Genomic DNA, 14,358 nt, shown 5'->3' with positions numbered 1-14,358 from the left:
GTGACTGGATTCCGGCAGTCCCTGCCGGAATGACATCTTTTTTTTCGCGCGCGCCCCGCGCGAAAGGAAATCGATTCGTTTTTTTTCGCCATCACGACCATCGGAGATTTCTCATGCCTGTGCACAACCGCAAGAAATATCGCGTTGCCTTCGCCTCGATGATGCTGACCGGTGCGGCGAGCACCGCCGTCGCCACCGACGTGACGATCCAGCCCGCCGCCGGCAGCGGCTTCGTGGTCACCGATGCGGGCGGCGCCGATGCGCGGCTGCGCGTCAACGAAGACGGCACGGTGTGGATTCCAGTGCTTGCGAGCGGCCCGCAGCAGACGACGCCGGTGTGCGCGGGTGCGGGCGGCGTGCTCGGGCCGTGTGCGCCGGCGAGCGGCGGCGGCAGTTACAGCGCGGGCACGGGGCTGGCGCTGGCCGGCACCACGTTTTCGATCGCGCCGACGTATCAGCTGCCGCAGACGTGTGCGGCCAACGAGGTTGCGCAATGGAGTGGCAGCGTGTGGGGCTGCGTTGCGTTGCCGTCGGGCGGGGCCCTGCCGGCCGGCACGGCCAACCAGACGCTGCGCTACGACGCGACGAATACGCCGGTCTCCAACAGCGAATTGCAAGTGTTCGCCGACGGCGGTGTGCTCGCCACCGATGCGACAGTCAATGCGGCACTTGCGAACTATCAAACACCGGCCGGCACGATTCCGGCCAGCGGCGCCGGCGCGCGCCTGATGTGGTATCCGGCCAAGGCGGCGTTCCGCGCGGGATATGTCGACGGCACGCAGTGGGACGATACCAATGTCGGCGGCGCTTCGACCGCGATGGGCTACGACACAACGGCGAGCGGCGTCTTTTCGACCGCGATGGGCCGTGAAACAACGGCGAGCGGCAACTATTCGACCGCGATGGGCAAATACGTCAGTACGGCCAATCATACCGGCTCGTTCATCTACGGCGACAACGACCATTCCGGAATCCAGACGAACACCGAAGACAACCAGTTCATGGTCATCGCCTCGAATGGTGCGAAGTTCGTGACGAAGGTCGATGGATCGGGCGTTCCGATCACCTGGGCAGACCTCGCGAGCGGGAGCGGCAGCTGGACCGCCATGTCCGACCGTAACGCCAAGACCGCCGTCGTGCCGGTGGACGCGCGCGCCGTGCTCGACAAGGTCGCGGCAATGCCGCTGAACACGTGGCAGTACAAGACGCAGGAGGCGAAGAATCGCCACATGGGCCCGATGGCGCAGGACTTCTACGCCGCCTTCAAACTCGGCGAAAGCGACAAGGGCATCGACACGGTCGATGCCGACGGCGTGGCGCTCGCGGCGATCCAGGGGTTGAATGCGAAGCTCGAGGAAAAAGTCGCGGCGAAAGACGCCGAGATCGCCGCGCTGCGCGTTCGCCTCGGCGCGCAGGAGCGGCAGGTGGCGCAACTGCAAACGCTGGCGGCCGAGGTGGCGACTTTGAAGGCGGCATTCGCGCAAGGGCGGCAGCCGTCGATGCAGAACGGTCGCGCTGACGGAGGCGCAGCCATGAGCGCGCACATTTCACCTCTCCCACCGGGTCGAAGCGGACGACAGTCCGCTGAGGGTGAGGCAGGATGCCGAGCGGGGTGTGTCGGCGCGCCCGGCGCGCCGGGTGAGGGTTCGCGAGCAGAACAACCTCTCTCCCATCCGCGTACCCTCATCCGGCCCTTCGGGCCACCTTCTCCCGGGGGGAGAAGGAACCGCGCGTTCCGTCTCACCGCATCGCTGCTCGCGCTGTGCGCTTCGCTGGCCCACGGCGCGGTGACGATCGGCGCGGGATCGAGCATCGACTTCGCCGACGCCGCGATCGATCTCGGCTGCTCTGACCTGACCGTCGCAGGCTCCGCGAGCGCGAGTTCGGCCACGCTGGACGGCATCGCCTCGCTGGCGCTGGGCGGCAGCTTCGCGCCCGGCGCGGCGCGCGTGTCCGTCGGCAAGGATTTCTCGAACGGCGGCACGTTCATTCCCGGCACGAGCCTCGTGAACTTCGTCGATGCCTGCGGCGACGGCACGAGCGCGATCACGGGCGCGACGGGTTTCTACGATCTCGTCGCGACGAGTTCGGCGGGGAAATCGCTGGTCTTTCCTGTCGGCGCGACCCAGAGCGTTGCGCACGCGCTGACCTTGCAGGGCATCGCCGGCAACCTGCTGAAGATCGTCAGCAGCGCCGCGGGCACGCAGGCGCAGCTGAACATGGCGAGCGGCGCGGCGCAGGCGATCGCCTACGTTTCCGCGCGCGACAACCAGGCGACCGGCGCGACGATCGCGCCGGGGCCGGCGGCGAACTACCAGTCGGTCGATGCGGGCAACCTCGTCAACTGGTTCGCCGCGGTCCTCACGCCGGGCGGCAGCGCGACCGTGCCGACGCCGATGCTCGATCCTCTCGTGCTGTCGGTGCTCGCGCTCGCGCTGTGCGCATGGGCGTGGCGGGCGCGTGCGCGCGATCCGGCAAACGAGTGATGATCGAGTTCTCCGTCATTCCGGCAGGGACTGCCGGAATCCAGTGCCACGGATGGCAACGTAGCGATATCCGTGAGGTTCACATCCTTGTGTCTGGAGTCCGGCAGTCCCTGCCGGAATGACGTCGCGTGATTCACGAAAGCCTCAATGGACGAGACGGAAGAACGCGCGCGCCGCCGCGCTCGAATTCGCGGCGGTGACGGCGACATCTTCGCCGCGGTCGCGCGCGACTTCGGCGCAGATGTGGGCGAGGTACATCGGCTCGTTGCGACGGTGCGAAGGCATCGGCCGCACCGTGCGCGGCAGCAGGTAGGGCGCGTCGGTTTCGAGCATCAGGCGGTCGGCGGGAATACTCTTCACGAGGTCGCGCAGGTGCGCGCCGCGGCGCTCGTCGCAGATCCAGCCGGTGATGCCGATGTGCAAATCGCGGTCGAGGTAGTCGAACAGCTCGCCCGATTTGCCGGTGAAGCAGTGGACGACGGCAGGGCCGATGCGGCCGCGCACGTTGTCCATGCAGGCGAGGAAATCCGCGTGCGCGTCGCGCTGGTGCAGGAACAGCGGCTTGCCGCACTCGACGGCGAGTTGCAATTGATGCTCGAAGGCGAACAGTTGCGCTTCGCGCGACGAGAAATTGCGGTGATAGTCGAGGCCGGTTTCGCCGACGGCGACGACCTCCGGCTGCGCGTGCAGTTGGCGCAGCAGCGCCTCGGTGTCGGCGTCGAAGTCGCGCGCGTGGTGCGGATGCACGCCCGCGGTCGCGTACAGCACACCCGGATGCGCGCGCGCCAGAGCGAGCGCATCGCGCATGCCCTGCGCGCTCGCGCCGGTGACGATGAGTTCGGCGACGCCGTGCGCCTGCGCGCGCGCGAGCACCGCGTCGAAATCGTGGCGGAAGGATTCGTGGGTGAGGTTGGCGCCGATGTCGACGAGTTGCATGGAAGTGCGTTTGCTCTTTAGATTGAGGCTTTCGTAAATGAGTGACGGTCGAATTTTCCGTCATTCCGGCAGGGACTGCTGGAATCCAGTGCCACGGACGGCAACGTCGCGGTGTGCGTGAGGTTCACATCCCTGTGACTGGATTCCGGCAATCCCTGCCGGAATGACGTCACTTGTTTACGAAAGTCTCAATAATTGCCGCGCATGCGTTCGCGCGCATTATCGCAAGCCGTGCGCACATTCACGAGAAGTTAACCGCCGCAAGCAGGGGTTGTGCCTACAATTCCCGTCGTCCGAATTTCGCAGGAGCAAGTCATGCCGTTCTTCCCGAAACGCGTTCCGGTCGTGACGACCGTGCTTGCCTGCGCGATGGCGATGCCGGCGTTCGCGGCCGATCGCGGCGCGGCGGCCGTCGCCGGCTCGCGTGCCGATTTCAGCGCCGTGCAGGCGCGCCGTTCCGCACTGCTCGCCGCGCCGCGCACCACTGCCGCGCCGGGCCGCGCCGTCACGGCTGCGGACGCATCGACGGGAGTGACGTCGAGCAGCTACCGTGCGTACCCGCCGAGTTGCTTTTCCGACACGTTGCCGACCTCGTCGAACCTGATCCAGCCGCTGCCGGTGACCACGAGCGGGCCGGTGTACAGCAAAACCGTCACCTTGTACGAGAAGGACGGCACTGCCGACAGCACGGAGGACGTGACCATCTCGATCTGGCGCGTCGCCTGCAGCAGCAGCGGCGACGCGGCCTACAATCCCGTCGGCGGCTACGTCGGTGCGACGCTGATGCGCATCCAGCGCCAAGCTCAGTACGATCGCGACTGGCAGATATATCCGTGGTTCCCGGATATCCGCATCGCCCAGGGCAACATCGTCTTCGATAATGCGGGCTATACCGACTATGTGCGCGTGGCGACTGAACCGAACACGATCTTCGCCGACACGACGGTCGATTCGGCGGTCATCAACAGCACGACCTACGTGCTTGAGAACTACGCCAGCCCGACACTTGGTTTCTTCTATTTCAACAATGCCTTCGCGATCCGCTTCGACAACGGCTACCAGAACGGCCAGACGACGATCAGTGTTCCGGACTACAACCCTACTCGGCAGACCTATCCTGCGGCGTACCAGCCGATAGCGATCAACGGCTATCTCAGCGGCTCTTGGTACGCAGGGTCTGGCAAGGGCGGAGAAGGGATGCTTACCCAAATATATGATGGGGATGGCGTCAACCGCACGTTCTTTGCGACCTGGTACACCTTTGATACACTGGGATTGCCGTTCTGGCTGGTCGCGCAGGCCAGCTTTCCAATTGGCAGTACAAAGCTGACCGCGGTGCCGGTGTTGTATGCAACCGGAGGCGGCTTTGCGGGCAATTACACCGCGATCATGCGTAATCAGTGGGGTACGATGGATGTGTCTTTCTCGGATTGCCAGCACATCACGGTGGACTACAACGGCACCAGCAGTGCAATACAGGGCGGTCCCAGTGGCAGCGGCACGCTGAATTGGGTGCGTTTGGGCAATATCAATAGCCTTAATTGTCAGTAATTCCGGCACCGGGCCGCTGCGATGATGTGCGGGAGGCGGTATGCGAGCGATCAGTCACACTGTCAGGTGAACGCCAACTGTGTAAGTAAGGAGACGCTGACACCCAATTCCGCAGCCAGCTTCGCTCGCTCATGCGCTATCCTTGGGGCACCTCGAAAAACCTACTGCGCTCGATAATTTGCGCGCCGGCGGTTGCTCGGAATCCTCACGTACTACTTATATGCTCCGGCTCCTGTGCTCCGGCGACGCGCAAATTCTCTTCGCTCGCTACGGTTTTTCGAGGTGCCCCTTGGTTGATCGCAACTCGCTTACTTAATACGGCTCTGGCGAGAAACAGAGGATAACTTTTTCTGGCTATGCAATCAGCCGATATCTGACATCTAATTACTTTCCGAGAACGATATTTCCGGCCAGTAATTGACGCCGAAAGCCTGACAAGTACCCAATACAAGATTGTTCATTTCTGCTGTTGTGGAGCCCCCTGCACAAGTTGGTGTGTCACGATCACCCACTCGACCGACGGCATCGCTTACGCGTATAGTAATTGAAATCATAGAATTATTATTGAAATATGCGGTTTGCCCGCCCGGGCCACCAAATATATTTATTTCGGTACTCCGCCATTGAGTCTGATTGCTAGTCAGGCTAAAGGGGTCATCCCCGTAGACGTAATAATCTACCATTGTGTTGATATTATTTCCGACAGACAACCAGCCATACTCATATGAACTGCCAGGCGTCGCAGTTATGCCAATAGCGGACAACGTATTAATTGTCGATCCAGTGAGGGGTGTGCTAACCGGTACGGCGTTCGTGCTATTTTTTACGCAATCCCCATAGCCGTCGGAGGACCAACCCGATGGGCATGAATTATTATAATCAAGTAACCAATATTGCATAAGAAGTACTGTTCCATATGATGGTGTGTTATTTGCAAAAACCGCCTGCTCCCAGCCATGACACGCTGAAGGATTGCTCGCGCCAGCGCATTGGGGAGAAGAAAGAGTCGGGTTTGTATTTACCTGTGCGCTAAATTCATTGGCGTTTGGGCCTGTAATACTTGTCACTCCCGAAATCGAAAAGTTCGCATAAACTGAAGTTGGCTCGTGATCCCATTGAAGTATATAATCGCCGTAAGAACCACCCACAGTCATCGGCTGGATCGATTGATTTTCACTTTCACCCTTTAGGGCAAGCTTGACGTCGTATGGAAGCTCCATAGGAACGACCGGCAGTGAAGGAACGCAAGCGATTTTTATCATCTGCGTGGATGGATAGACGGCTTTATAACAGCCCTTTTCTGGTCTTGGTGCCGTTTGGACGGCCTCATGCCATGTTCGCAGACTTGCTTGACTCATCCCCCCATCACTGTTGCTCACTTCTTGGCCAAGAATAATTCCGATGGGAATAAATAATACGACCATCGCCACGACCAACCGTGACCTATTTGGACGTTTTTCGCTGACGCTCATGCGAACCTCCGGGCGGTCTCAAGAATCAAGTGCAACAGAATTTGATCTAGTATACTTTTCAATTTCTCTCGCCAACACCTCTTCCGGCGTGTCCCAGTGCAGTGTTTCGCGCGGTCGCCCGTTGAGCGGCGATGTCGTTTCGTGGCCGACGTGCCGTGGACTCAGTTTCACTGCATGACGAGTAAAACTAGCATGACTGCATCGTCGGGTTTGTTATGCTGCGCACAGTTTCAATGCACCATCGATACGTGAACCTGATTAGGGATGCTTATATGGGCGCCTCCTGGATCGCAAGCGTTCTTGAACGAAAGACACAGGACAGGTAGCAGGACTGCGGTCTTATATTCGGCCTTGTTTGCAGGCTGATGCCTGCGGGCCCGGATGGTGATCGCTGACGTGTCTCCCATCTGAACATCGGACTCGGCGAAAGCCGGGGTCCAGTTCCTTCCTTACTCGGAGCCGGAGCAATGCTGGATTCCGGCCTCCGCTGAACGACGAAAAAAAAGCCTAGCAAATCGGACGCGGTCACTTCATCCTACGCCGCGATCGCGTCGATTTTCGCCAGCCAGCGACCTTTGGATGCGTCGTCGAGAAACGAGGCCTCGATCGAATTTCGCGCCAGCTGGGCCATGTCCGCGCGCGACAGGTTCAGGCCGCGCTGCACGGCGAGATAGTTGTCGAGCACGTAGCCGCCGAAATAGGACGGATCGTCCGAATTGACCGTCACTTTGACGCCGCGATCGAGCAGGCGCTTCAAGTTGTGGTCCTCGATGCGTTTGTACACGCAGAGTTTCACGTTCGACAGCGGACACACCGTCAGCGGCACTTGCTCGCGCACGAGGCGTTCGACGAGAGCGGGGTCTTCTTCGCAGCGCACGCCGTGGTCGATACGCGACACCTTGAGCAGGTCGAGCGCTTCGACGATGTACTCCGGCGGCCCTTCCTCGCCCGCATGCGCAACCGTGCGCAAGCCTTCCTTGCGCGCGCGCTCGAACACCGCCGCGAACTTCGACGGCGGATGGCCGCGCTCGGACGAATCGAGGCCGACCGCGGCGAAGTGCCGCTTGTACGGCAGCAGTTCTTCCAGCGCGCGCATCGCCTCGTCGGCGCTGAGGTGGCGCAGGAAGTTGGGAATCAGGCGCCAGCTGATGCCGAATTCGCGTTCGCCCTCGACCAGCGCACGGTGGATGCCGCCGAACACGGTCGCGAAGGGAATACCGCGCGCCGTGTGCGTCTGCGGGTCGAAGAAGATTTCCGCATGCACGACGCCGTCGTCGTGCGCGCGGCGCAGGTAGGCCGTCGTCAGCGCATGGAAATCGTCCTCGTCGCGCAGCACGTCGGCGCCGGCGTAGTAGAGATCGAGAAAGGATTGCAGGTCGGAAAAGTCGTAGGCCGCGCGCAGCGCCGCGACGTTCGGATACTTCAGGGTCACGCCGTGCTTCCTCGCCAGATCGAAGGTCAGCTCCGGTTCGAGCGAGCCTTCGATATGCAGGTGCAGCTCGGCTTTGGGCACGGCGCGAATGAAGTTTTCCATGGCGGTTCCGGCTGTTTTTTGCCGTCATTCCCGCGAAAGAGGGAATCCATTTGCTGTTTGACATCGAAAACGAGATCAAGATGGATTCCCGCTTTCGCGGGAATGACGAATGTAGAGGTCGATGAACACTTGCGCGCACTTTAATTGTTTTGTACACATGCGGACAGCGCAGCAGATACGGCGATCCGGCGGACGGCCGCCGGCTGAGGACATCATGGGCAGACTGACGACGCACGTGCTCGACACGGCACACGGCATTCCGGCACGCGGAATGCGCGTGGAGCTGCACGCCGCGGGTTCCGGCGAGCGCCTCGCCAGTCTGCGCACCAACGGCGACGGGCGTGCGGATGCGCCGCTGCTCGACGGCGATGCGCTGCGCGCCGGACGCTACACGCTGACCTTCTGCGTCGCCGACTATTTTCGCGCGCAAGGCGTCGCGCTGCCCGACCCGCCATTCCTCGACGTCGTGCGCATCGATTTCGGCGTGGCGGAGGCCGAAAAGCACTACCATGTGCCGCTGCTCGTGTCGCCGTGGAGCTACTCCACCTACCGCGGCAGTTGAGCATGGGCGACCGGGCCGCCAACGCAATTCGTTTCGTACTCGATGGCGAAGTCGTCGAAGTCGCCGACGTCGCGCCGACCACGACCGTGCTCGAATGGCTGCGCGAGCATCGCCGCCGCACGGGCACCAAGGAAGGCTGCGCCGAGGGCGACTGCGGCGCGTGCACGGTCGTGCTCGGCGAGCTGGAAGCCTCGGGCGGCGGCGCGCGCATGCGCTACCGCGCGATCAATTCGTGCATCCGCTTCCTGCCGACGATCGACGGCAGGGAACTCGTCACCGTGGAAAGCCTCGCCGACGGCGACAAGCTGCATCCGGTGCAGCAGGCGATGGTCGATCACCACGCCTCGCAATGCGGTTTCTGCACGCCGGGCTTCGTAATGAGTCTGTTCGCGCTCTACCAGCAGCGGGAAAGTGCGAGCCGCGAAGAAGTCGTCGACGCGCTGGCCGGCAATCTGTGCCGCTGCACGGGCTATCGGCCGATCGTCGATGCTGGTTGCGCGATGCACGGTTGCGAGGCTCCGCAACGCTGGTCGCGCGCGGCCGCGCAGGCGAAGGAGCGCATCGAAACTTTGCGCGGGCTGGATCGCGCGACGCCGCTCGTCTTGCCCGGATTCCGGGCGCCGCGCACGCTCGACGAACTCGCCGCCCTGCGCGAAGCCGATCCCGAGGCGCTGCTGCTCGCCGGCGGCACCGACATCGGCCTGTGGGTGACCAAGCATCTGCGCGAACTGCCGCGCATTATCTACCTCGGTGAAGTGACCGAATTGCAGCGTATCGAGAACAACAACGGCAAGTTGCGCATCGGCGCTGCCGTGCCGCTGACCGATGCGTGGGAAGCAATCGTCGCGAACGTGCCGGCATTGGCCGAACTCGCGCAACGTTTCGCCTCGCCGCCCGTGCGCAACTCGGGCACGCTGGTCGGCAATATCGCCAATGGCTCGCCGATCGGCGATGCGATGCCGGCGTTGATCGCGCTCGGCGCGAGCGTCGAACTGCGCCACGGCGACGCGACGCGCACGTTGGCGCTCGAGGCGCTGTATCTCGATTACATGAAGAAGGATCTCGCGCGCGGCGAATTCGTCGTCGCGGTGAACGTGCCGATGCCGGCCGCAGCGATTCGCGTGGCAAGCTACAAGCTGTCGAAGCGTATCGATCAGGACATCTCGGCCGTGTGCGCGGCATTCGCGGTCGAAGTGAAAGACGAACGCATCGTCGCCGCGCGCATCGCCTATGGTGGCATGGCCGCGATTCCGGCGCGCGCGAAACGCGCCGAAGCCGCACTGGTCGGAAAATCGTTCGATGAAGCCATGTTCGCCGCGGCGGCGAACGCGCTGGCCGAAGACTTCAAGCCGCTGAGCGACATGCGCGCGAGCGCCGCGTATCGCCTGCAAGGCGCGCAGAACCTGTTGCGGCGTTTTCATCTCGAGCACGCGGCGAAGCAGACGCTGCGCACGCATGAGGCCGAGGTGTCGGCATGAACGACCTGTCGACCCAGCTCGATGTCGGCGCGCTGATCGGCGAACCCGTGCGCCACGAAAGCGCGCACCTGCACGTATCGGGTCGCGCAGTCTACGCCGACGATCTCGAACTGCCGCCGTCGACCCTGCACGCCGCGTTCGGCATCAGCCGCATCGCGCACGGGCGCATCAAATCGATGGACTTGTCCGCCGTGATCGCCACGCCCGGCGTCGTCGCCGTGGCGACGGCGAACGATGTGCCCGGCGAGAACAACTACGGCGGCATCGTCCACGACGATCCGATCTTCGCCGACGACCTTGTTCAATATGCCGGTCAGCCGTTGTTCGCGGTCGCGGCGACATCGATGACGATCGCGCGCAAGGCCGCGCTCGAGGCGAAGATCGAATATGAGGAATTGCCGGCGATCCTGACCATTCGCGATGCGATCGCCGCGCACAGCTATGTGATCCCGAGCCAGATCCTCGCGCGCGGCCGGGCGCGCGAAGAACTGGCCAGGGCGCCGCATCGCCTGCAGGGCACGATGACGGTCGGCGGGCAGGATCATTTCTATCTCGAAGGGCAGATCGCCATTGCGCGGCCGGGCGAGGACGGTACGTTACAGGTGCATTCGTCCACGCAGCATCCGACCGAGGTGCAGAACGTGATCGCGCACGCGATGGCGCTGCCCGCGCATGCGGTCGTCGTGCAGTGCCGGCGCATGGGCGGCGGTTTCGGCGGCAAGGAATCGCAGCCGGCGCTGATCGCCGCGGCCGCGTGCGTGCTCGCGCGCAAGACGGGTCGCCCGGTGAAGCTGCGCATCGAGCGCGACGCCGACATGCTGATCACCGGCAAGCGCCACGGCTTCATCGCCGACTACGACATCGGCTTCGACGACGACGGCCGCATCACGGCGCTTGCGGTCATGCTCGCCTCGAACTGCGGCTATTCGGCCGACCTGTCCGGGCCGGTCAACGACCGCGCGATCTGCCACATCGACAACGCCTATTACCTCGAGAACATCGAAATTCTCTCGCACCGCTGCAAGACGCACACGGTGTCGAACACCGCGTTCCGCGGCTTCGGCGGGCCGCAGGGCATGCTCGCGATCGAGCAGGCGATCGACGATATCGCGCGCACCTTGAAACTCGATCCGCTCGACGTGCGCCGGCGCAACTACTACGGCGCCTCGCCGCGCGACGTGACGCCCTACGGGCAATACGTCGAGGACAACATCCTCGAGCGCCTCACCGACGAACTGGAAAAGACCAGCCGCTATCGCGAGCGCCGCGCGGATATCGCGCAATGGAACGCGGCAAACGCGATCGTCAAGCGCGGCATCGCGTTCACGCCGGTCAAGTTCGGCATCTCGTTCAACGCGACCGTGTTCAACCAGGCCGGCGCACTGGTACACATTTATACCGACGGCAGCGTGCTGCTCAACCACGGCGGCACCGAGATGGGGCAGGGGCTGTACACCAAGGTCGCGCAGGTCGTCGCGCACGAATTCGGCCTGCCGCTGGCGGCCGTGCGCACCTCGGCGACCGATACGAGCAAGGTGCCGAACACTTCGGCCACGGCCGCGTCGAGCGGCGCCGATCTCAACGGCAAGGCGGCGCAGGCGGCGTGCGCGACCTTGCGCACGCGCTTGGTCGAGCATGCGTGCAAGACGCACGGCGTCCAACCGGACCAAGTGCGCTTCGCCGGCGGCCACGTGCAGGTCGGTGGCGAGCGGATGACGTTCGCGCAGCTCGTGCAATCGGCTTATCAGGCGCGCATCTCGCTGTCGGCGACGGGTTTCTACGCGACGCCGAAGATCCACTGGGACCGCAGCCGCCTGAACGGCCGGCCGTTCTTCTACTTCGCCTACGGCGTCGCCGTGTCCGAAGTCGCGGTCGACACGCTGACCGGCGAGACGCAGCTGACGCGCGTCGATATCCTGCACGACGTCGGCCTCTCGCTGAATCCCGCGATCGACCGCGGGCAGATCGAAGGCGGCTTCCTGCAGGGCGTCGGCTGGCTGACGAACGAAGAGCTGTGGTGGAACGCCAAGGGCGAACTCAAGACGCACGCGCCGTCCACGTACAAGATTCCCTCGGTGCGCGACTGGCCGCAGCATGCCGACGTGCGCATCCTCGACCATGCGCCGAATCCCGAGGACACGATCCACCGCTCCAAGGCCGTCGGCGAGCCACCGCTGATGCTGGCGATCTCGGCGCTGCATGCGATCCGCGACGCGGTCGCGGCCTGCGGCGATGGCGATGCCTTGCCCGATCTCGCCGCGCCGGCAACGCCCGAATCGGTGCTGCGTGCAATTTCTTCCCTTCTCCCATCGGGAGAAGGTGCCCGAAGGGCGGATGAGGGAAAGGCCTGACCCGTGAGAAACTCCACACCCATGTGCAACGCTCTTCCCTCACCCCAACCCCTCTCCCGGTGGGAGAGGGGCTAAAGCATGATCGACTATCTCTACGAATGGGCCAGCCTGCTCGGCCGCTGGCTGCATCTGATCACCGGCATCGCCTGGATCGGCGCGTCGTTCTATTTCGTCTGGCTCGACGATTCGCTGTTGCCGCCCAAGCGCAAGGAACTGATCGACGCAGGCGTCGGCGGAGAGGTCTGGGCCGTGCACGGCGGCGGTTTCTACAATGCGCAAAAGTATAAAATCGCGCCGGCCGAGTTGCCCGAGCCGCTGCACTGGTTCTACTGGGAAGCCTATACGACTTGGTTGTCGGGTTTTTTCCTGCTTTGCCTCTTGTATTTCGGCCAGGCGGAAATCTATCTGATCGATCCGTCCGTGATGCTGCTGTCGAAGCCGGTCGCGATCGGCATCGCGCTCGCATTCCTCGCCGGCGGCTGGCTGATCTACGACGCACTGTGCCGGGTCTTCTTCCGGCGCAGCGAGCGTGCGCTCGGGCTGCTCGTCGCCACGATGCTGGCCGTCGTCGCGTGGGCGTTGTGCCACCTCTACGGCGGCCGTGGCGCGTACATCCTTTACGGCGCCGTGATCGGCACGATCATGGTCGCCAACGTGTTCTTCGTCATCATCCCCGGCCAGCGCGAAATGGTGCGTGCGAAGGCGCAAGGCCGACCGCTCGATCCCGTCCACGGCCTGCGCGGCAAGCAACGCTCGGTGCACAACACGTATTTCACGCTGCCCGTGCTGTTCGTGATGATCTCGAACCACTACGCGCTGACCTATGGCGCAAAGTGGAATTGGCTCGTGCTGATCGCGATGAGCCTCGCCGGCGCGGCGATCCGCACATGGTTCGTCATGCGCCACAAGGCGCACGAGCGCGGCGGCAGGACCTCGCGCGTGCCGCTCGCGCTTGGGGTCGTCGTGCTGGCCGGCGTGATCGCCGCGCTGGCACCGCGCAGCGGTACGTCCACGCAAAACACCGCGCACGATTCCACCACCGCCGCGCAGCGCTTCGCCGCCGTGCAGGCCATCGTCAACCAGCGTTGCGTGACCTGCCACGCGCCGACCCCGAGCTTCGCCGGCTTTGCCGCGCCGCCCAAGGGCGTGCTGCTCGACACGCCCGAGCACCTGCTCGCGCATGCCGCCGCGATGCGGACCCAACTCGCCACGCGCATGATGCCGATCGGCAACATCACCCAAATGACCGATGCGGAACGCGAAACGGTACTGGCGTGGCTGCGCGACGGTGCGCCAAGGTAGCCGCGAAAACGCGGCAAGCCGCCAGGCCGCGGTGTTGACGGATCGCGACGGCCGAAGGTTCGTCCAGCAAGCCCCCGGTAACGCAAAGGAAAAAGCGGTTAAATACCGGGTCGTATCGGCTGTCAGTCAGGCAGCCCGGACATAAACGGACAGTGCAAGTACATGACCTCGACGACGAACTCGAGCGGCATCTCGTTCCACCACCCGATCGCGTTCTGGATCGGTTGCCTGCTCGTCGCCGCGGGCGTGCTCTCGCCGGGCCGATGCTGGCGATAGGCGCGCGCATGCACTACCGCCTCGCCGGCATGCCGATGGACACGACGATGCTCGTCGGCATGGTGCTGATTCCGCTCGGACTCGCCCTCTCCATCTACGGCCTGATGCCGCGTCTGGCGCAGATGCGCGCCACGCTGCAGAACCCGCATGCGCATCTCACCTTTCACCTCGCCGACCGCGAGCCGCTCAACCGCGCGCACTGGACGCTGGTGATCGTGCTAATCATCGCGCTCGCGATCGACGTGATGAAGCCGGCCACGCTCGGCTTCGTCATCCCGGGCATGACGGTCGAATACGACATCAGCAAGCAGACCGCGGCGAAGCTCGCCTTCTGGGCGCTGCTCGGCACGACCGTCGGCCCGATCCTCTGAGGCCGCCTCGGCGACCTGTTCGGCCGCCGCGCCGCGATC

The 14,358-nt window shown here is 63.6% G+C and carries 10 protein-coding genes; 7 read left to right on the top strand and 3 right to left on the bottom strand.

All coding sequences use genetic code 11. The features are described from left to right. Positions 1 to 113: 113 nt before the first annotated feature. A complete protein-coding gene (locus tag QM741_RS06085; RefSeq protein WP_415206832.1) occupies positions 114 to 2,486 on the top strand; it encodes a tail fiber domain-containing protein in 2,373 nt (790 codons plus the stop codon). Between the two features lie 144 nt (positions 2,487 to 2,630). Here the strand turns inward: QM741_RS06085 and QM741_RS06080 are convergent, their stop codons facing one another. Beyond that, entirely contained in the window at positions 2,631 to 3,422 is a 792-nt protein-coding gene (locus QM741_RS06080; RefSeq protein ID WP_415206831.1) for a TatD family hydrolase, read from the bottom strand. 315 nt (positions 3,423 to 3,737) lie between these two features. On the opposite strand from QM741_RS06080, the gene QM741_RS06075 reads away from it, so the two are divergent. Next, the gene (locus QM741_RS06075) at positions 3,738 to 4,973 is read left to right on the top strand and encodes a hypothetical protein (RefSeq protein ID WP_415206830.1); all 1,236 of its coding nucleotides are present in this window, start codon (positions 3,738 to 3,740) and stop codon (positions 4,971 to 4,973) included. Between the two features lie 380 nt (positions 4,974 to 5,353). Here the strand turns inward: QM741_RS06075 and QM741_RS06070 are convergent, their stop codons facing one another. Both QM741_RS06070 and QM741_RS06065 read right to left on the bottom strand, forming a co-directional pair. Further along, complete coding sequence (locus QM741_RS06070; RefSeq protein ID WP_415206829.1) at positions 5,354 to 6,445, bottom strand: hypothetical protein; 1,092 nt, start codon at positions 6,443 to 6,445, stop codon at positions 5,354 to 5,356. 535 nt (positions 6,446 to 6,980) lie between these two features. Then, the gene (locus tag QM741_RS06065; protein ID WP_415206828.1) at positions 6,981 to 7,979 is read right to left on the bottom strand and encodes an adenosine deaminase; all 999 of its coding nucleotides are present in this window, start codon (positions 7,977 to 7,979) and stop codon (positions 6,981 to 6,983) included. 214 nt (positions 7,980 to 8,193) lie between these two features. Here QM741_RS06065 and uraH point away from each other — a divergent pair, with 214 nt between their 5' ends. The 5 genes from uraH to QM741_RS06040 all read left to right on the top strand — a co-directional run bounded on the left by uraH (position 8,194) and on the right by QM741_RS06040 (position 14,319). Continuing rightward, the gene (gene uraH / locus QM741_RS06060; RefSeq protein ID WP_415206827.1) at positions 8,194 to 8,541 is read left to right on the top strand and encodes a hydroxyisourate hydrolase; all 348 of its coding nucleotides are present in this window, start codon (positions 8,194 to 8,196) and stop codon (positions 8,539 to 8,541) included. A gap of 2 nt (positions 8,542 to 8,543) precedes the next feature. Further along, entirely contained in the window at positions 8,544 to 10,019 is a 1,476-nt protein-coding gene (xdhA, locus tag QM741_RS06055; protein WP_415206826.1) for a xanthine dehydrogenase small subunit, read from the top strand. Beyond that, complete coding sequence (gene xdhB / locus QM741_RS06050; protein WP_415206825.1) at positions 10,016 to 12,370, top strand: xanthine dehydrogenase molybdopterin binding subunit; 2,355 nt, start codon at positions 10,016 to 10,018, stop codon at positions 12,368 to 12,370. The genes xdhA and xdhB overlap by 4 nt, the downstream gene beginning before the upstream one ends. A gap of 78 nt (positions 12,371 to 12,448) precedes the next feature. Next, on the top strand, positions 12,449 to 13,672 hold the full coding sequence (locus QM741_RS06045; protein ID WP_415206824.1) for a urate hydroxylase PuuD: 1,224 nt from the start codon (positions 12,449 to 12,451) through the stop codon (positions 13,670 to 13,672). Between the two features lie 263 nt (positions 13,673 to 13,935). Continuing rightward, positions 13,936 to 14,319, top strand: a complete 384-nt coding sequence (locus QM741_RS06040; RefSeq protein ID WP_415206823.1) for a hypothetical protein — start codon at positions 13,936 to 13,938, stop codon at positions 14,317 to 14,319. Positions 14,320 to 14,358: the final 39 nt, after the last annotated feature.

This window comes from Rudaea sp. (genome assembly GCF_047601565.1).
Classification (GTDB): Bacteria; Pseudomonadota; Gammaproteobacteria; order Xanthomonadales; family Rhodanobacteraceae; genus Rudaea.
This window is presented reverse-complemented; position numbering and strand designations above follow the sequence as displayed.